Annotated in this window: 16 protein-coding genes; 8 read left to right on the plus strand and 8 right to left on the minus strand. The window is 70.6% G+C overall.

Annotated features, from left to right (window positions below; genetic code table 11):
* Nucleotides 1-59 precede the first annotated feature (59 nt).
* The 3 genes from FHX82_RS08770 (at nt 60) to FHX82_RS08780 (ending at nt 2,571) form a co-directional block, all read left to right on the plus strand.
* The gene (locus FHX82_RS08770) at nt 60-1,046 is read left to right on the plus strand and encodes an ATP-binding cassette domain-containing protein (RefSeq protein ID WP_145938106.1); all 987 of its coding nucleotides are present in this window, start codon (nt 60-62) and stop codon (nt 1,044-1,046) included.
* The gene (locus FHX82_RS08775) at nt 1,039-1,803 is read left to right on the plus strand and encodes an ABC transporter permease (RefSeq protein ID WP_145938105.1); all 765 of its coding nucleotides are present in this window, start codon (nt 1,039-1,041) and stop codon (nt 1,801-1,803) included. The genes FHX82_RS08770 and FHX82_RS08775 overlap by 8 nt, the downstream gene beginning before the upstream one ends.
* Nucleotides 1,804-1,956: 153 nt before the next feature.
* Nucleotides 1,957-2,571, plus strand: coding sequence for a GH25 family lysozyme (locus FHX82_RS08780; RefSeq protein ID WP_145938104.1), 615 nt, complete (start codon nt 1,957-1,959; stop codon nt 2,569-2,571).
* Nucleotides 2,572-2,578: 7 nt separating this feature from the next.
* Here the strand turns inward: FHX82_RS08780 and FHX82_RS08785 are convergent, their stop codons facing one another.
* The 4 genes from FHX82_RS08785 to FHX82_RS08800 are packed head-to-tail and all read right to left on the minus strand — an operon-like array spanning nt 2,579 to nt 7,880.
* Nucleotides 2,579-4,525: an NPCBM/NEW2 domain-containing protein gene (locus FHX82_RS08785; protein WP_145938103.1), complete on the minus strand. Its 1,947-nt coding sequence runs from the start codon at nt 4,523-4,525 to the stop codon at nt 2,579-2,581.
* A gap of 56 nt (nt 4,526-4,581) precedes the next feature.
* A complete protein-coding gene (locus tag FHX82_RS08790) occupies nt 4,582-5,565 on the minus strand; it encodes a glycoside hydrolase family 183 protein (protein WP_145938102.1) in 984 nt (327 codons plus the stop codon).
* A gap of 57 nt (nt 5,566-5,622) precedes the next feature.
* Nucleotides 5,623-6,279, minus strand: coding sequence for a response regulator (locus FHX82_RS08795; protein WP_145938101.1), 657 nt, complete (start codon nt 6,277-6,279; stop codon nt 5,623-5,625).
* On the minus strand, nt 6,276-7,880 hold the full coding sequence (locus FHX82_RS08800; protein ID WP_229880452.1) for a sensor histidine kinase: 1,605 nt from the start codon (nt 7,878-7,880) through the stop codon (nt 6,276-6,278). The genes FHX82_RS08795 and FHX82_RS08800 overlap by 4 nt, the downstream gene beginning before the upstream one ends.
* Before the next feature lie 160 nt (nt 7,881-8,040).
* On the opposite strand from FHX82_RS08800, the gene FHX82_RS08805 reads away from it, so the two are divergent.
* From FHX82_RS08805 to FHX82_RS08820, 4 genes are all read left to right on the plus strand, one after another.
* Complete coding sequence (locus tag FHX82_RS08805; RefSeq protein WP_145938100.1) at nt 8,041-8,847, plus strand: ABC transporter ATP-binding protein; 807 nt, start codon at nt 8,041-8,043, stop codon at nt 8,845-8,847.
* Nucleotides 8,837-9,715: an ABC transporter permease gene (locus tag FHX82_RS08810; protein ID WP_145938099.1), complete on the plus strand. Its 879-nt coding sequence runs from the start codon at nt 8,837-8,839 to the stop codon at nt 9,713-9,715. Before FHX82_RS08805 ends, FHX82_RS08810 begins: the two co-directional genes overlap by 11 nt.
* Nucleotides 9,716-9,724: 9 nt before the next feature.
* On the plus strand, nt 9,725-10,771 hold the full coding sequence (locus FHX82_RS08815) for an ABC transporter substrate-binding protein (RefSeq protein ID WP_145938098.1): 1,047 nt from the start codon (nt 9,725-9,727) through the stop codon (nt 10,769-10,771).
* A gap of 143 nt (nt 10,772-10,914) precedes the next feature.
* A complete protein-coding gene (locus FHX82_RS08820) occupies nt 10,915-11,604 on the plus strand; it encodes a G1 family glutamic endopeptidase (protein ID WP_145938097.1) in 690 nt (229 codons plus the stop codon).
* A gap of 43 nt (nt 11,605-11,647) precedes the next feature.
* Here FHX82_RS08820 and FHX82_RS08825 read toward each other — a convergent pair whose 3' ends face one another.
* From FHX82_RS08825 to rsmI, 3 genes are read right to left on the minus strand one after another with little or no spacing between them, the layout of a single operon-like run.
* Nucleotides 11,648-11,989, minus strand: coding sequence for a hypothetical protein (locus FHX82_RS08825; RefSeq protein WP_145938096.1), 342 nt, complete (start codon nt 11,987-11,989; stop codon nt 11,648-11,650).
* An 18-nt stretch (nt 11,990-12,007) separates the two neighbouring features.
* Nucleotides 12,008-12,967 carry a quinone oxidoreductase family protein gene (locus FHX82_RS08830; RefSeq protein WP_145938095.1) on the minus strand — a complete coding sequence of 320 codons (960 nt, stop codon included), beginning with the start codon at nt 12,965-12,967 and terminating at the stop codon, nt 12,008-12,010.
* A 10-nt stretch (nt 12,968-12,977) separates the two neighbouring features.
* Nucleotides 12,978-13,817 (minus strand): 16S rRNA (cytidine(1402)-2'-O)-methyltransferase, encoded by an 840-nt coding sequence (gene rsmI, locus FHX82_RS08835; RefSeq protein WP_145938094.1) that lies wholly within the window; start codon nt 13,815-13,817, stop codon nt 12,978-12,980.
* Between the two features lie 54 nt (nt 13,818-13,871).
* Between rsmI and FHX82_RS08840 the strand changes: the two genes are divergently transcribed.
* Nucleotides 13,872-15,419 carry a dolichyl-phosphate-mannose--protein mannosyltransferase gene (locus tag FHX82_RS08840; protein WP_145938093.1) on the plus strand — a complete coding sequence of 516 codons (1,548 nt, stop codon included), beginning with the start codon at nt 13,872-13,874 and terminating at the stop codon, nt 15,417-15,419.
* 524 nt (nt 15,420-15,943) lie between these two features.
* Here the strand turns inward: FHX82_RS08840 and FHX82_RS08845 are convergent.
* Entirely contained in the window at nt 15,944-17,686 is a 1,743-nt protein-coding gene (locus FHX82_RS08845) for a serine/threonine-protein kinase (RefSeq protein ID WP_145938092.1), read from the minus strand.
* Nucleotides 17,687-17,748 lie beyond the last annotated feature (62 nt).

Below are 17,748 nucleotides of genomic sequence, written 5' to 3' on the forward strand. Positions count from 1 at the left end.
ACTCCGGGATAGAGTGCTGTGCTCTTGCTAGTCAAATTTGATCACCGGAAGGGGAGACCATGATCAGGGCTCGCGGTCTCGCGCGCAGCTTCACCGCACGCGGCCGCACCGTCGAAGCCGTCAAGGGCGTCGACCTCGACGTGGCGGAGGGGGAGCTCGTCGGGTTCCTGGGACCGAACGGCGCCGGGAAGACGACGACACTGCGGATGCTTACGACGCTGCTGCGCCCCACGGCGGGAGAGGCGACCGTCGGCGGCTGCGACCTGCTGGCGGACCCGCTGGGCGTCCGGCGGCGGATCGGTTACGTCGCGCAGGGCGGCGGCACCACGGGCGAATGCCGGGTGCAGGAGGAGCTGGAGCTGCAGGGCAGGCTGTACGGGCTGACGAAGGCCGACGCGCTCGCCCGCGGCGCGGAACTGGTCGAGCGGCTCGACCTGGCCGGGCTGGACCAGCGGCTCACCAAGACGTTGTCCGGCGGGCAGCGCAGGCGGCTCGACATCGCGCTCAGCCTCATCCACGACCCGAAGCTGCTGTTCTTCGACGAGCCGACCACCGGGCTCGACCCGCAGAGCCGCGCCAACCTGTGGGAGCACATCCGGCGGCTGCGCGGCGAGCACGGCGTGACGTTGTTCCTCACCACGCACTACCTCGACGAGGCCGACTCGCTGTGCGACCGGATCCTGGTGATCGACAACGGGGAGATCGTCGCGGAGGGCACGCCGGACTCGCTCAAGTCCCGGGTGTCCGGCGACGGCGTCACGGTCGGCGTCGGCGAGGGCACGGTCGCCGCGGCGGCGGAGGTCGCGGGCAGGCTGCCCGGCGCACACGAAGTGACCACAGTGGACTCGTCGGTGTCGTTCCGGGTGCCGCGCGGGGACACCGCGCTACCGGAGCTGCTGCGCGCGCTCGACGCGCGGGGCATCGCGATGACCTCGGTGCAGGTGCGGCGGCCGACGCTCGACGACGTGTTCCTGACGCTGACCGGCCGCAGCCTGCGGGACGCCGAGCAGGGTGCCCCTGCGGAGCAGGAGGCCGTCCATGCGTGACACGTGGCTGATCTTCAAGCGGGACCTGGTGCTGTCGCTGCGCAACCCGGCGTGGCTGATGATCGGGATCATGCAGCCGGTGCTGTACCTGGTGCTGTTCGGGCCGCTGATGGAGAAGGTCGTCAGCAATACACCCGGGTTCCCGCCGGGCAGCAGCTGGACGATCCTGACCCCGGCGCTGATCGTGCAGCTGGCGCTGTTCAGCTCGTCGTTCGCCGGGTTCGGGCTGCTGGTGGACTACCGCAGCGGTGTGCTCGAACGGCTGCGCGTGACGCCCGCGAGCCGGCTGGGGCTGCTGCTGGGGAAGGTGCTGAACAACGCGGTGCAGGCGGTGGTGCAGGCGATCCTGATCACCGTGCTGGCGTACCTGGTGTTCGGGCTGGACGCGCCGGTCGGCGGGGTGCTGCTGAGCCTGGTGATCGTGGCGCTGACGGCGGTCACGCTGGCATCGGCGTCCTACGCGGTCGCGCTGACGCTCAAGAGCGAGCAGGCGTTCCCGGCGCTGCTGAACGCGGTGCTGATGCCGGTGCTGCTGCTGTCGGGGATCCTGCTGCCGATCACCAGCATCCTGGCGCCGAACTGGTTGTACACGCTGTCGCGGATCAACCCGTTCACGCACGTCGTGGACTCCGAGCGGGCGACCTTCCGCGGGGACTTCACCTTCGACGGGCTGTACCTCGGCGGAATCGTCCTCGTCGTGCTGGCCGCGCTCGCCGTTTTCTGGGGCGCGCGCACTTTCCAGCGCGAGAACGCGTAGCGATTCAAAAGGGGGCGGCCGCGGAAAAAGCGGCCGCTCCCCTTGCGCTGGGTGAATCGGTTCCGCTGGGCGGGGGTGCGTCAATCCCGCATCCAGGGCTTTTCGCACTTAGAGTGGCTGCACGGTGTCCACGGGGAGTGCGAAGGCGGAGGTTTGACCGAGGGCGAATCGGGGCGTGGGATCAACCTGTCGCTGCACGCGACCGTGGACGACTGGGACACGGTCCGGTCCGCTGCTGTCGTTTTCGCCTCGGTCACCGTGACGGAGAACGTGAACTGGTCGGACGCCGGGGCGCAGCGGCAGATCGCGGCGGCGCAGGAGGCGGGCGTGCGGGCGGGGATCCGGCACTACGCCCGGCCGGGGGCGCCGCACGACCAGGCCGAGCACTGCGTGCGGCTGGGCAAGCAGCTGGGCGTGTTCGGCCCGGGCGCGCTCGCCCCGGCGCTCGACGTGCACGCGGTCGGCGTGGACGACCGCTTCATCCGGGCGTGGATCAAGGGCGTCCGGCACGCGGCCGGTATCCGGAAGGTGCTGGTGTACGCGCCCTACGACTCGTGGCTGCACGAGCTGCACCCGGACAAGTGGGCCGACTCCGACGTGGTGCTGTGGGTGCGGCGGCACAACGGCATCCCGGGCCGCCCCGGCTGGTTCCACCCGCGCCTCGGCCTGCACCAGCACCGCGCGGCGCCCATCGCGCCCGGACTGCACGGCCCCATCGGCCTGGACGCGCTGGTGTACCCGTTCACGGTGGCGGACGTGCTGCTGTAGACCGCGGTCAGCAGGTGAGCTTCGCGTCCGCCCAGTCGGCGTGGTCGTAGTCGACCCCGTCGCCGCCGTCGGTGACGCGGAGGTCGAGGACCTGGCGGCCCGACACGTCGGCGCTCACCGGCACGGCCGCGTCCCCGTGGTGCAGGACGTTCGTGCCGGTGAGCCGGACGCCGTCGCCCCAGACCTCGAACGCCACGCTGCCCGCGCCCGACTCGTCGTCCACGCCGACCCTGGCCGAGAACGTCGTGCAGGCACCGCCCAGGAACACCCGCACCGACGACGGGGCGTGCGCGCCGAGGCCAGTCGGGTAGGTCGTACCGGCGATGGTGAGCGGATGCCCGTCCCCCGCCGCTGTCTCGCCGTTGCTCGTGTCGCGCTCCACCGGGCCCCAGCCGTTGCTGCTGGAGAGGAAGGGCAGCGCCGACACCTGTGTTTCCCCTGGCGGCGGCGATACGGCGGTCACCGTGCTCGCCTCGGCGGTCCTGGTCGCGGAGCGGCCGCCCACCTGGTAGCTCACCGTCGCGCCCAGCGCGAGCGAACCTGGTGGTTGCGCGCCGGAGGGGCGGACGGTCCAGTCGTGCGTCCACGCCGTGCGCACGCTCGCCGCCGTGGCGTCCGGGCCACCGTCGACGGTCCAGCCTGCCGGCACGTCCAAGTGCGCGGTGACGTGGTGCAGGGCGGGCGAACCGTCGTCGTGCAGGGTGGTCCGCACGGTGAACGGCGCGTCGACGGCCGTCGCCTCGGGCGTGGTCAGGGCCAGCGTGGTCAGCGGCGGCTGCGCGCCGCCGCCCGGCCACACCCGGTAGACCACCGCCGCGTGCGACGGGACGGTGCCGTGCAGCTGTCCGGCGCTCTGGCTCTCCTCCCCGGACCACAGGTCGCGCACGCGGTAGTGGGCGGCTTGCGGCAGCCCCAGGTCCGCGGCGCTCACTCCCATGTCCGCACCCGTCGTGCCCCGGTTGAGCAGGACGACCGCGGCGGAGCCGTCCGACATCGGCTTGGTCCAGACCTCCGTGTCACCGTCGTCGCGGATGCGGTGCCCCTGCACGCCGCCCCAGTCCTGGTCGACGGCGACCAGGTCGCGGTTCTCCAGGATGCGGGCGGTCGCGGGGTCCATCGAGCGGATGTCGTTGCCCGCGATCAGCGGCGCGTTCAGCAGTGCCCACAACGAGAAGTGCGCCCGGTACTCGGCGTCGGTCATGCCGCCGTTGCCGACCTCCAGCATGTCCGGGTCGTTCCAGGCGTTCGGACCGGAGTACGCCTCCAGCCCGACCTGCTGGTCGAGGATGCCCATCGCGCTGCCCCAGCTGTCGTTGATGTCGCCGGTGGTGCGCCACAGCTCGCCGTAGCGCGCACCCCACAGCCACGGCTGGTTGCTGCCCCACTCGCAGATCGACAGCACGATCGGCCGCCCCGTCGCCCGGAGCGCGTCCGACATCGCCTGGTACCGCTCGGTGGCCGGGCGGCCCTCGTTGTTGCAGTTGTCGTACTTGAGGTAGTCCACGCCCCACGCGGCGAACGCGCGCGCGTCGGCGGTCTCGTGGTCGAGGCTCGCCGGGAAACCGGCGCAGGTCCTGGTGCCCGCCGACGAGTAGATGCCCAGCTTGAGCCCGCGGGCGTGGGCGTAGTCGGCGAGCGCGGCGATGCCGTGCGGGAACCGCTGCGGGTCCGGCTGGAGGTTGCCGTCGGCGTCGCGCTCGGGCGCCATCCAGCAGTCGTCGATGTTGAGGTAGTGGTAACCGGCGTCGCGCATCCCGCTGGCGACCAGCGCGTCCGCGGTCTGCCGGATGAGGTCCTCGTCGATGTTGCAGCCGAACTTGTTCCAGCTGTTCCAGCCCATCGGAGGCGCCGGCAGGAGGTTCTGCCCCGGGACGGCGAAAGCGGGCGGACTCAGGAGGGCGGCCGACGCCGCGAAGAGCAGCACGGACAGCAAACCCGTCAAGATGCGACGCATTTCTTCACCCCATCGTGAAAGACCTCCGTCCATCTACGCATTGCCGACAAGAACCGTCAACCGGCCACAAGTAGGGAACGCATGAGGAACACGTTGTACGGGCCCCACTGCGACATCAGGTAGTAGATCTCCGGGCCGTCCAGCGCCCACGGGTGGAGGTAGCCGCCGTAGAGGCCCGGGTACTGCGCGCCCGGGACGGCGACCTCACCCGGGGACCACGGGCCCGTCAGGCGGTCGGCCGTGCGGAGCAGGATCGCGCCGCCCGGGTCGTCGAGGTGCAGGGCCAGCCACTGTCCCCAGTGGACGCTGTAGGCGACGGACAGCTCGCCGACCGGGCCGGGCAGCACCGGTACGGCGGCGAACTCGTCGCGGGACCAGCCGGAGCCGGTGTAGTACTCGTAGGCCGAGGCGTCGAGCAGCTCGGGGACGGAGGCGCGGGCGAGGTAGGCGTCGCCGTGGCGGCCGTTCGTGGTGCCGAACAAGTAGACGTGGTCACCCTCGCGGGCGAAGGCGCCCATCTGGAACGGGTCATCGCGACGGCTGGCGCGGTTGATCCAGCGGGCGCCGCGCGGCTTCTCCCACGTGACGCCGCCGTCCGGGGAGACGGCGATGCCCGCGTAGTTGGTGTGCCACCGCCCGGGCGGGCCCCACTCGCGCACCGACATGTAGTGCACGTACTGCACGCGATCGACGGCGATGCCGGAGTTCGGGATGACGGTGACCTCGTCGCGGCGCCGGTCGCGCGGGATCACCTGCGCCGCGGTGCCGTCGGGCCGCGGAACGAACCCGTCGAGCACCAGCCCCTGCGACAGCTCGCGGGTGCGGGAGAAGGCGAGGACGTTGCACCGCCAGTCCGCACTGTTCGGCCCTCCCCCGTCGCCGCCCCAGCCCTCGCCGAAGGTGTCGCCGAACAACACGAACACACGCCCGTCGCCGCCGTCCCACAGGATGCCGAGATCGGTGCCGTGCACGGCGTAGCGCTGATCGGTGTGCCCCGGCCCGGTCACCTTCGCGACGAGCTCCGTCCTCTCGACCCTCATCGCTCCGAGGCTAGGCGCGCGTCGACTGGATGTAGCCCGGGCAGGGAAGCAACCCGGTCAGGCCCGCCAGCTGTACTCGTGTTCCGGGCGACCCGTGGCGCCGTACCGCAGGCGCATCTCCACCGTGCCCGCTTCCGCCAGCGCGGTCAGGTAGCGCTGGGCGGTGGCGCGGGCGACGCCGAGGCGGGACGCGATCTCGGCCGCCGACAGGGGGCGCGCCGCCTGGCGCAGTTGCTCCGACACCAGCCGGGCCGTCGCGCTGGACTGGGCCCTGCCCGTGCCCGCCCGGTCCTGCTCGTGCAGCAGCCGGAACGCCCGGTCGACGTCCTCCTGCCCCAGGTTCCGCTCCTCGCCGACCAGCTGCCGGTAGCGCGCGTACGCCGTCAGCCGCTCCGCGAGCTGGCGCGTGGTGAACGGCTTGATCAGGTAGTTCAGCGCACCGGCGCGGATCGCCGCCAGCACCGAACGGGTGTCCGTCGCCGCGGAGAGGACGATCGTGTCCGTCTGCAGCTCCGCCAGCAGGCTCAGCCCGGACTCGTCCGGCAGGTACACGTCCAGCAGCACCAGGTCCGGCGCCAGCTCCCGCGCCCGCGCCCGCGCCTCGGCCGCCGTGTGCGCCGTGCCCGCGACCGCGAAACCCGGCACCTCCGCCACGAACCCCGCGTGCACCCCGGCCACCCGGAAGTCGTCGTCCACGATCAGCGTGCGGATCACGATTCCTCCTCAGACAACAACTCCGGCAGCGCGGCCACGAACAACGCACCCCGCTCGTCACCGCCCGCGTCGGCGAGCCACACGTCCCCGCCGCGTGCCCGCGCCGCCTGTCTCGCCAAGGCCAGCCCCAGCCCGTGCCCCGGCGAGAGCTTCGTCGACACCCCTTCGTCGAACAGCGTGTCCCGGACGCCCTCCGCCACCCCAGGACCACTGTCCACAACAGACACATGCAGTGCGCAACCTTGTTGCAGCAGCGCGATCTCCACAGTCGCCGGACGGCGGGTGCCCAGCCGTGCCGCGTGCACCGCGTTGTCGAGCAGGTTGCCGACGACGGTGTTCACGACGAGGGGATCGCGTACCGTGCCCCGCACCCACGAGTCGTCCGACAACCGCAGCGTCACGTCCTTCTCCCCGGCCTGCTCGGCCTTCGCGGACACCAGGGCCTGCAGATACGGGTCGCGCACCGAGTCACCGATCCCGCCCGGGCTCACCGCGGTGTCCGTCAACGCCTGCAGGTACTCGACGGCTTCTCCGTTGTGCCCCAACTGGAGCAGGCCGGAAAGCGTGTGCAGCCGGTTGCTGAACTCGTGCCGCTGCGCACGCAGACCGTCCGAAAGGGACCGAACGGAGTCCAGCTCGCGGGTCAGCGCGTCGAGGTCCGTGCGGTCGCGGAACGTCAACACCGTGCCGAGGTCCCGCTCGTCACGGCGGACCGCCCGCGAGTTCACCACCAGCACCCGATTTCCCGCCACGGCAAGGAGATTGTCCACCGGCTGGCGCTCCGCGACCGCCTTGCCCAGCCTCGGCGACAGGTCCAATTCGGACACCGGTGCGCCCACGGGAAGCGCTTTCCCCAGCAGGCGCTCGGCTTCGGCGTTCCGGACGGACACGCGGCCGGCGGCGTCCACCGCCAGCATCCCCTCGCCGATCCCGTGCAGCACGGCTTCCCGCTCGTACAACAACTCCGTCAGCTCCCGCGGTTCGAGCCCGTGCGTCAGCCGGTTCAGCCGCCGGGTCAGCAACGCCGACGCGGCCACCCCGAGCGCGAGCGCCCCGGCCGCGAACGCCGCGCTCGTCGAGACCAGCCGGACCAGATCTCCGGTCGGCTCACCGATCTCGTAGCCCACGCTGACCTCGCCGACCACCCGCCCGTCGGCGGCATGGATCGGCGTCTTGCTGCGCACCGAAAGCCCGAGCGTCCCGTTCTGCACGGCGCTGATGACGTCGTGGCCCGCCAGCGCCTCTTCCGCGCTGGTGCTCACCTTCCTGCCGATCTCGGTCACGTCGGGGTGCGCGAGCCGGATGCCCTCGTCGTCGGTGATCACCACGAACAACGCGCCCGTCAGGCGCGTCACGTTCCACACCCGCTCCTCCAGCTCGCCGCCCGCGCGCCGGGCGGTGGCGTTCGCGACCACCACCGGATCGACGGACACCGTGTGAGCGATGCCGAGGGCCCGCTCGCCGTACTGGTCACGGAGCGTGCCCCACAGCAGCCAGCTCACCAGGGCCAGCCCGACCGCGAGCAGGAGCACCACGACCCCGATCTGCAGTATCAGGATCTGCCGCGAGAACCGCATGCGACTGAAGACGCCGTTGTCCATGGAGGAACCATACGTGCTGGTCAAGACCCTGAGCTAAATGCGCGAAACGTGAAGAACGCGCGCTGCGCACGCAGAACGCGGACAAGCTTCCCCCGGCCGGTGCGGCCTTCCTAACGTGCGAACCACGCGTCAACCAGCCGAGTGACGAAGGAGTCACCCGATGTCATCCCCGCTGATCGAGCTGATCGGTGCCACGAAACGGTTCCCCAGCGGAAGCGGCTCGGTGCACACCGCGGTCCGGGACCTCGACCTCGCGGTCGCCCCGGGCGAGTTCGTCGCCGTGGTCGGCCCGACGGGCTGCGGCAAGTCGACCACCCTCTCGCTGATCTCCGGCCTCCAGCCCGCTTCCGCGGGCCAGGTGAAGGTGAACGGGCAGCCGGTGACGTCCATTCCGGACGGTGTGGGTTACATGTTCCAGACCGACGCCGTGATGCCGTGGCGCTCCGTGCTGGACAACGTCGCGTCCGGCCCCCGGTTCCGCGGCGCGTCGAAGGCCGAAGCCCGCAAGCAGGCCGCCGACTGGATCGAACGGGTCGGGCTCGCTGGGTTCGAGAAGTACTACCCGCACCAGCTCTCCGGCGGTATGCGCAAGCGCGTCGCGCTGGCCCAGACCCTCGTCACGAAGCCCGCGATCATGTTGATGGACGAGCCGTTCTCCGCGCTCGACGTGCAGACCCGCGCGCTCATGCAGGACGAGCTGCTGCGGCTGTGGTCGGGCAGCGGCGCGGCGGTGGTGTTCGTGACGCACGACCTCGAAGAGGCCATCGCGCTGGCGGACAAGGTCGTCGTGCTGACCACGAGCCCGGCCACGGTCAAGGACGTGTTCGCCGTCGACCTGCCGCGCCCGCGCAAGGTCGAGGAGCTGCGCATCACCGAGGACTTCCTGCGGATCTACCGCGAGGTCTGGGAGTCGCTGCGCGTCGAGGTCGAGAAGGCCCGCAGGAAGGGAACGGCCGATGTCGCTTGAAACCGTGCTGCCGCAGGCGGTCCAGCCCGAAACCGAGGAGATGATCCTGGCGCGGCAACGCAAGGCCGTCGGCAGGCGCCGCCGCAACACGTGGTTGCTGCGCCTGGCGATCGTCGTCGCGTGGCTCGGCAGCTGGGAGCTCGCCGCGACGCTGTGGATCGACCCGTTCTTCTACTCGAAGCCGTCGCGCATCTGGGACCGCCTGGCGGGCTGGTTCACCACCGGCACCGACTTCGGCTCGATCTGGTACCAGCTGTGGGTCACCGTCGAGGAGGCCGTGTTCGGGTTCGTGCTCGGCGCGCTCGCCGGGGTGGTGCTCGGCGTGCTGCTGGGCCGCAGCCAGTACCTCGCCGACGTGCTCGCCCCGTTCATCAAGGCCGCCAACGCCGTGCCGCGCATCGTGCTGGCCTCGCTGTTCGTGATCTGGTTCGGGCTCGGGCTCGCGTCGAAGGTCGCGACCGTCGTGGTGCTGGTGTTCTTCGCGGTGTTCTTCAACGCCTTCACCGGTGCCCGCGAGGTCGACCGCAACCTGATCGACAACGCGCGCATCCTCGGCGCCGGGCGGCTCCAGGTGCTGCGTGCCATCGTGCTGCCCAGCGCGACGTCGTGGATCCTGTCCTCACTGCACACCGCGTTCGGCTTCGCGTTGATCGGCGCGGTGGTCGGCGAGTACGCGGGTTCCAAGGCGGGCATCGGTTTCCTGATCGCCAACTCACAGGGCACGTTCGACTCGGCGGGCATCTACGCCGCCATGATCATCATCACCGTCGTCGCGCTGGTGGCCGAATGGGGTATCGGTCACCTGGAGAACCGGCTGCTGCGCTGGCGGCCGTCGATGTCCCGCACCACCGACACCGCCGTCGTCTGAGGAGTTTCAATGAGGATTCGCCGTATCGCCGGCGCGGTCGCCGCGCTCGCACTGGTCGCCGGCGCGACCACCGCCTGCCAGGACTCCCGGGTGGCCGAGACGGGCGCCGGTGGCAAGCCGAAGGTCACGATCATCGTCGGTGGCCTGGAAAAGGTCATCTACCTGCCCGCGATGCTGACGCAGCAGCTGGGCAACTTCGCCGCGCAGGGCCTCGACGTCGAGCTGCAGGGCGAGCAGTCCGGCGCCACGGCGGAGACGTCGCTGGTCGCGAAGCAGGTCGACGGCGTGGTGGGGTTCTACGACCACACCGTGGACCTGCAGGCCAAGGACCAGTGCATCCAGAGCGTCGTGCAGATGGCCAACATCCCCGGCGAGGCCGAGGTGGTCGGCACCGCGAGCGCGAACTCGATCACCAGCGCCGCGGACTTCAAGGGCAAGAAGCTCGGCGTCACGTCGCTCGGCTCGTCGACGGACTTCCTGACCAAGGCGCTCGCGGCCAAGGCGGGCGTCGGGGCCGACCAGTACACCCCGGTGAAGGTCGGGGCGGGGCAGACGTTCATCGCGAGCCTCGACAACGGCGGCATCGACGCCGGGATGACCACCGACCCGACCATCGCGCAGCTGACGAACACCGGCAAGGCCAAGGTGCTCTACGACATGCGCACGGTCGAGGGCACGAAGGCCGCGCTGGGCGGGCTGTACCCGGCGACGTCGCTGTACCTCAACTGCGACTTCGTCCAGCGCAACCACGACGTGGTGCAGAAACTCGCCAACGCCTTCGTCGCGACGCTGAAGTGGATCAGCCAGCACAGCCCCGAGGAGATCGCCGCGAAGATGCCCGCCTCCTACAGCGGCGGCGACCAGGCGCTGTACGTCGAGTCGATCAAGAACAGCATCGGGATGTTCAACACCGACGGCCGGATGGACCCCAGCGGCGCGAAGAACGTGCTCGAAGTGCTGTCCTCGTTCTCGACGAACGTCAAGCCGCGCAAGGACTCCATCGACCTGTCGAAGACCTACACGACGGAGTTCGTCGACGCCGCACCGAAGGGCTGAGCCGCCTTTGCCCGTTCTTTAACCGCTCTTGGTGCGGCATTTTGGGCCGAAAGTAGCTGGTCGAGACCAATTCGCGAATCCCATAATTCCTGACGGTGCACCCGCGATCACTCCCCGTCCCCTGCCAGGAAAAGGATCCCGCCATGAAGACGACCTTTGCCAGGACCGCGAGCCTGTTCGCCGTCGCCGCGGCCGCCACCACCGCCTTCGCGGGCACGGCGAGCGCGGACGCCGTTTACGGCGCGCACTCCTTCGCCGGAGGCAACTGGGGTGGCTACGTCAGCTTCGGCAGCTTCACCACCGCCACCGCGAGCTGGGTCGAGCCTTCGGTGACGTGCAGGTCGAGGAACGACCTGTTCGCGCCGTGGGTGGGCATCGACGGCGACGGCTCGTCGACGGTGGAGCAGACGGGTGTCGAGACGGACTGCAGCAGCGGAAGCCCGGTGTACCAGGGCTGGTACGAGATGTACCCGGCCGCGCCGGTGTACTACAGCAACGCCGTCGGCGCGGGCGACCACATCAGCGCCACGGTGACCCGCACCGGCACGAACACCTACCAGCTCTCGCTGAGCGACACCACCAGGGGCTGGACGCAGACGGTGACGAAGTCCTTGTCCTCCAGGCACTCCTCGGCGGAGGCGATCATCGAGTCGCCCACCGACTCGTACCCGACGATCAACGGCGGCGTGCAGTTCACGGGCGTGAAGTTCAACGGCACCAACCTCGCGTCGACCTCGCCGTCGGGCCTGAGCGCCGACGACCGCGGCACCTACACGTGGTCTCCCAGCGCCATCGCCTCCGACGGCACCGACTTCACCATGACGCGTCACTGACTCCGCCGGGTGCGCGCCGTGGTCGGCGGCGCGCACCCCGCGGTCACGCGCGTGAGGCGAAGCGGTCCGCGAGGTCGCGGCAGCGCTGCGCGGCCTCGGCCGCCTGCTCGGCGGTGATGGTCATACCCGGCATGCCGGTCAGGTGCTCGACCTGCCCGGCGAAATCCAGGTACACCCGGCGGGCGTGCTCACGGCAGGCGAGGCACGTGACGCTCTCCGGGCGCACGGACGTCATCGCGAGGGGCACCGCGATCCCGCAGCCGGTGGTGACGACGCTCGGCGATTCCGGCACGACACCCAGCAGTGACGTCACCGCACTGCGCACCGCGCCACCGGCTTCCAGCACCTTCCGCTCGACGTGCACGTGCGGATCACTCCCGGTCATCCGCCACCTCCCGAGTCGCTACCGGCGCGGGTCGAGCATCAGCTTGCCCACCGTCGCGCGGGAACGCAGTGCCTCGTGCGCCTCGCGGGCCTGCGACAACCCGTATTCGCCACCGGCGATCGCCCGGATCCGGCCCGCCAGCGCCAGCTCGAACAGCTCCGTCATCGCCTTGCCGTAGACGTTGCCCGGCAACGAAAACGCGTGCGCGAGCCACATCCCGGCGATCGTCGTCGAGTGGCCGAGGACGTTGCGCAGCTCCACGGCCTTCGGCTCCTCCCGGCTCGCCATGCCGTAGAACGCGAGCCGCCCGAACGGGGCGAGCGCCGCGATGCTCTGGTCGGTGACGCGCCCGCCCGTCATGTCGAGCACGATGTCCACCCGGTTGCCGCCGTTGGCCTCGCGCAACGCGGCGGTCATGTCCTCGGCGCGCGAGTCGATCGCGACGTCCGCACCCAGTTCCAGCGCCAGCGAACGCTTCTCCTCGCTGCTCGCCGTCGCGATCACCCGGCCGGCGCCCCACGCCTTGGCCAGCTGCACCGCGATAGTGCCGACCCCGCCGGCCGCCGCGTGCACGACGACGCTCTCGCCCTCCTCCAGGTGCGCGCTCTTGCGCAGCAGCAGCCACGCTGTCGCGCCCTGCACGACGAACGACAACGCCGTCAGGTCGTCGATCCCGTCGGGCACCGGGATGAGCATCCGGCTGTTGCCCACCGCGCGCTCGGCGTAACCGCCGCTGCCGCCGAGCAGCGTGAGCACGCGCTGCCCGTCCGGCGTCCGGCCGATCACCTCGCCGCCCGGCACGAGCGGCAGCTTGCTCGGCGCGAGGTAGGTGTTCTCGGCCTGGTGGGTGTCGGCGTAGTTGACGCCGATGTGGTCCACCTCGATGAGCACCTGCCCCTCACCGGGTTCCGGATCGGGCAGTTCGACGTTTCGCAGGACTTCGGGACCACCGAACTCCGTGACCTGGACAGCACGCATGCCCCGAACCCTACCCTTCGGTAACAGCGTTTCGCCGCGCGGTGAGGACAGCGTCGTACAGCTCCTTCTTCGACACCCCGGCGCCCTCGGCGACCTCGGCCGCCACCGCCTTGAGCCGCTCGCCCGCCGCCACCCGCGAGGACACCTCCTCGACCAGGTTCTCGACGCTCACCTCGGCGGGCCGCGCGCCCTCCAGGACCACGGTGATCTCGCCGCGGACGCCCTCGGTGGCCCATGCGGCCAGCTCGGCGAGCGTGCCGCGGCGGACCTCCTCGTACGTCTTCGTCAGCTCCCGGCACACCGCCGCGCGGCGCTCGCCCAGTGCCTCGGCCGCGTCCGCGAGGGTCGCGGCGAGCCGGTGCGGGGACTCGAAAAAGACCACCGTCCGCTGCTCACCGGCGAGCGTCGCGAACCACCGCGCCTTCTCGCCGGGCTTGCGCGGCGCGAAGCCCTCGAAGCAGAACCGGTCGCTGGGCAGGCCCGACAAGGCGAGCGCCGTGGTGACCGCGGACGGGCCGGGCAGGCATGTGACGGGCAGGTCCTCGGCGACGCACGCCGCGACGAGCCGGTAGCCGGGGTCGGACACGCTGGGCATCCCGGCGTCGGTGACGAGCAGCACGGTCTCCCCGGCGTGCAGGGCTTCGAGCAGCTTCGGCAGGCGCGCTGTCTCGACGTCCTCGTAGAAGCTGACGACGCGGCCCGCCGGGGTGACGTCGAGCGCGGCGGCGAGCGAACGCAGGCGCCGCGTGTCCTCGGCCGCGATGACGTCGGCCTCGGCCAGGGCTGTGACCAGGCGCGGAGAGGCGTCCCGCGAGTCACCCAACGGTGTGGCAGCGAGAACGAGCGGCATGACTCCACCCTAAGGGCCACACCGGACTCACCCGGGCACCCCTAGGATCAGCGCGTGACCGCACTGCTGACCCGCCCGGATCCGGTGGAGGCACTGCGCCCGCCGCACGACCGCGAGGCGACGCTGCTGGGCAGGCCGATGCCCGCCGACCGGCTGCGCGGCTGGATCGTCACGCTCGTGCTGGGCGCGCTCGCGGCGATCACCCGGTTCCAGAACCTGGGGTTCCCCACCGACAAGGGCACCCCGATCTTCGACGAGAAGTACTACGCGGTGCAGGCGTGGCAGATGCTGCGCAACGGCTGGTTCGAGGACAACGCCGGCTACGAGGTCATCGTGCACCCGCCGCTGGCCAAGGAGATCATCTCGCTCGGCGAGTGGATGCTCGGCTACAACGGCTGGGGCTGGCGGTTCAGCTCGGCCGTGGCGGGCACGCTCATCGTGGTGCTGGTGGTGCGCGCGGCCCGGCGCCTGACGCGGTCCACGTTGCTCGGCGGGATCGCGGGCATCCTCGTGGTCTGCGACGGGGTGCTGTTCACGCAGTCGCGGATCGGGATGCTGGACATCTTCATCGCGCTGTTCTCGTTCGCGGCGTTCGCCTGCATCCTGGTGGACCGGGACCAGGTGCGGCAGCGGCTGGCGGTGGCCGTGCGCGAGGGCTGGGCGGACGAGTCGCCGTGGGGCCCGCGGCTGGGCTTCCGCTGGTGGCGCTTCGCGGCGGGTGTCTGCGTCGGGCTGACCTTCGCCGTGAAGTGGTCGGGCCTGTACTACATGGCGTTCTTCGGCCTGCTGGTCGTGGGCTTCGACGTCGCCGCACGGCGGGCGGCGGGCGTGCCGCGGCCGTGGCTGGGGACGCTGAGGCGGGACGTGCTGCCCGCGCTGTGGGCGCTGGTGCTGGTGCCGGTGCTGCTGTACCTGGCGAGCTGGTGGGCGTGGTTCGCGAGCGAGTCGGCGACCGACCGGCACTACACGGAGATCAAGGGCATCGCGCCGGGTTTCTGGGGCTGGGTCCCGGCGGGTTTGCGGTCGCTCGGTGACTACTCGATGAACGTGCTGCACTTCCACGAGACCCTGTTGACGCCCAAGGACGATCCGCACCCGTGGGAGTCGAAGCCGTGGACCTGGCCGATGGGCCTGCGGCCGATGCTGTACTACTACGAGTCGGGCACCAGCACGTGCGGCAGCGCGGACTGCGTCCAGGCAGGGATGCTGATCGGCACCCCCGCGACGTGGTGGCTGGCGTTCCCGATGCTGGGCTGGGGTCTGTGGCGCTGGCTGTTCCGCTTCGACTGGCGGTACGCCGCCGTGCTGGTCGGCTACTTCGCGGGTTATCTCCCGTGGTTCACCAACATCGACCGGCAGATGTACTTCTTCTACGCCACCCCCATGGCCCCGTTCCTGGCACTGGGCCTCACGCTCGCACTGGGGCAGATCCTGGGCAGCGCCAAGCGAGGATTCGAGCGCAGGGGAACAGGACTACTGGTAGTCGCACTCTACGTAGGACTAGTGGTAGCCAACTTCGCCTGGCTATGGCCAATCCTGAACGGCGACAGCATTTCAGGCGCCCACTGGCAAGCAGAACTATGGCTACCCAGCTGGCGGTAGTCACCCACCTTCGCCCCGGTCACCTTCGCCGCAGTGACCCGGCGACGAAACCTAGCCCGGCACACGCCCGGACCTCCCCCGTCCCCGATCCCCAGCCTCATTAGCGGTTGGCTCGCCGTGTCAAGGGTCGCGCAGCGATCGCGAAGCGACGCCGAAGGCGCCCTTGACGCGGTGAGCCAACCGCTAAACGATCAAGGGGAAGGGGCGGGGGTGGCCGGGCATTGGAGGGCGGCCACGCCCGGCCCACAGCGGGCGACCACGCTGGGTCCAAAGAGAAAAAGAATGCCTCGCCGGCGGGCAGGCTCCAGGATGATGGGGCCCCAAGGGATCTCACCTCGAGTGGGTGGTCGAGTTGAGTGATCATCCCGTCGCCTGCGGTTTGTGCATATCACTTTGAGCCAGGCCCGCAAGCTTGGCATGACCAGCTGCGGTCTCGAAAAAGGTTGCGGGCCTGGCTCAAAGTGATGGTCCGCTGTCAGGCGACGGGATGATCACCCAACTCTGGGGTTTTGTTCAAAGCCCGCCTACTGCGGCGGCATGACCCGCGTCCCCGAGGGCTGCTGCCCTGTCCTCGGCACGATCCTCGTCACCGGGCCGTCCGGCGACTTCCCCGCTCGGGCCAGCCAGCCCTCCACCTCGCGGCGCACGACGTTCAACGTCGGCCGACGGCGAGGTTCGTTGTCCAGCGACGCGATCAACAACCGGGCGTGCGCCGACCGCTGCGGCAATCGACTGGCCGGTTCCGCGCGGGCCGCCGCCATCAGCGCCGCCATTGGGCTCTCGCGCGTGCCCCGCGGCGGGTAGCCCGACAGTGCGTAACTGACCGTCGCCGCGAGTTGCCATGCGTCCGAGGCCGGGGAGGCGGCCGCGCCGGCCGCCTGTTCCGGCGCCACGAAGTCCGGGGTGCCGATCATCATGCCCGTCGCCGTCATCGTCGAGTCGCCCCTGCTCCGCGCGATGCCGAAGTCGATCAGGTGCGGCAGGCCGCTCGGGTCGAGGATCACGTTGGACGGCTTGATGTCCCGGTGCAGCACACCCTTCTCGTGCGCCGCCTGCAGCGCGCCCGCCACCGTGGCCCACAGGCGGCCCGCGGCGATGTCGTCCAGCGGGCCCATCGTGTCCACCGCCGTGGCCAGCGCCTGACCCTCCAGGTACTCCATGACCAGCGCGAGCCCGTCCGGCTCCTCGACCAGGTCGTACACCTTCACGCAGTTCGGGTGGTTCACCATCGCCAGCGCGCGGGCCTCCCGCCGCATCCGCTCCTCGGTGTCCCGGTCCGGCGCGTGCGCGATCTTCAGCGCCACCGTGCGGCCCAGCTGGTTGTCCACCGCCTGCCACACCGTGCCGAACCCGCCGTGCCCCAGCTGCCGGATCCGCCGGTACCGCTCACCGCCGTTGGACTTCGACCCCGGCGGCACCGGCATCGGGCCCGGCGTGGCCGCGAGCTGCGGCGCCGGAGCAACAGCCGTCGGCTTGTACGGCGGAGGCGCCGGACGCGGCTCGGGCTTCGGTTCCGGCCTGGGCTCCGGCCTCGGCGGAGGCGGCGGCGGTGGCTCGGGCTTGCGCTCCTGCTGCGGCCGGTTGATCACCGACCACGGCGGCGGGCCCACGAGCGCGACCGGGATCAGCCCCAGCACCGTCACCGGCAGGAAGCCCAGCCACAGGTGCACGGCCGTGTTGGCCTCGACCGTCGAACCGAACACCACGAACAACACGAACGGCACCCACAGCAGCCGACCCGGCCACTTCTGGCCGCGCCGCATCGCCGTACGCGCCTGCAGGATCACGAAGAACAACGACGCCACCGGCAGGCCGACGAGCGCACCCAGGTAGTAGCCGTACGCGAGCTTGCTGCCCGACGGGTAGAACAGCGTCTCGAACACGTTCTGGCCGCCGCCGAGGTAGTCGCTCTGCTTGCCGATGAACGAGCAGTAGTCCCGCCCGAACGTCGACAGCTCCGCGCCCGACAGCCCCGAGCCCTGCCCCGCGAACGCCGCCCGGAACGTGCTCGACACCCCGTTGGCCAGCAGCCACGGCAGCAGGAACACGGCCAGCAGCCCCACGGCCGCGATGACACCGATCGTGACCGCGTCGTACCTGTTGCCGGTGAACTTGCGCATCATCGCGACGGCCACCGCGCCCGCGATGGGGAACAACGCGATGAGCGCGCCGGCGGCGCTGGTCGCCCACACCCAGTCACCGGGGCAGAACCCCGGGTTGAACAGGGAGTGCGCGAGGGACAGCAACCAGCTGGCGAAAGCGTTCAACGCCGGTCCCTCCTGCTCGGGTGTTTCCTCGTGGCCCACCCTATTAGCCCGTTGGACGCGTG

This window comes from Amycolatopsis bartoniae (genome assembly GCF_014191255.1).
Classification (GTDB): Bacteria; Actinomycetota; Actinomycetes; order Mycobacteriales; family Pseudonocardiaceae; genus Amycolatopsis_E; species Amycolatopsis_E bartoniae.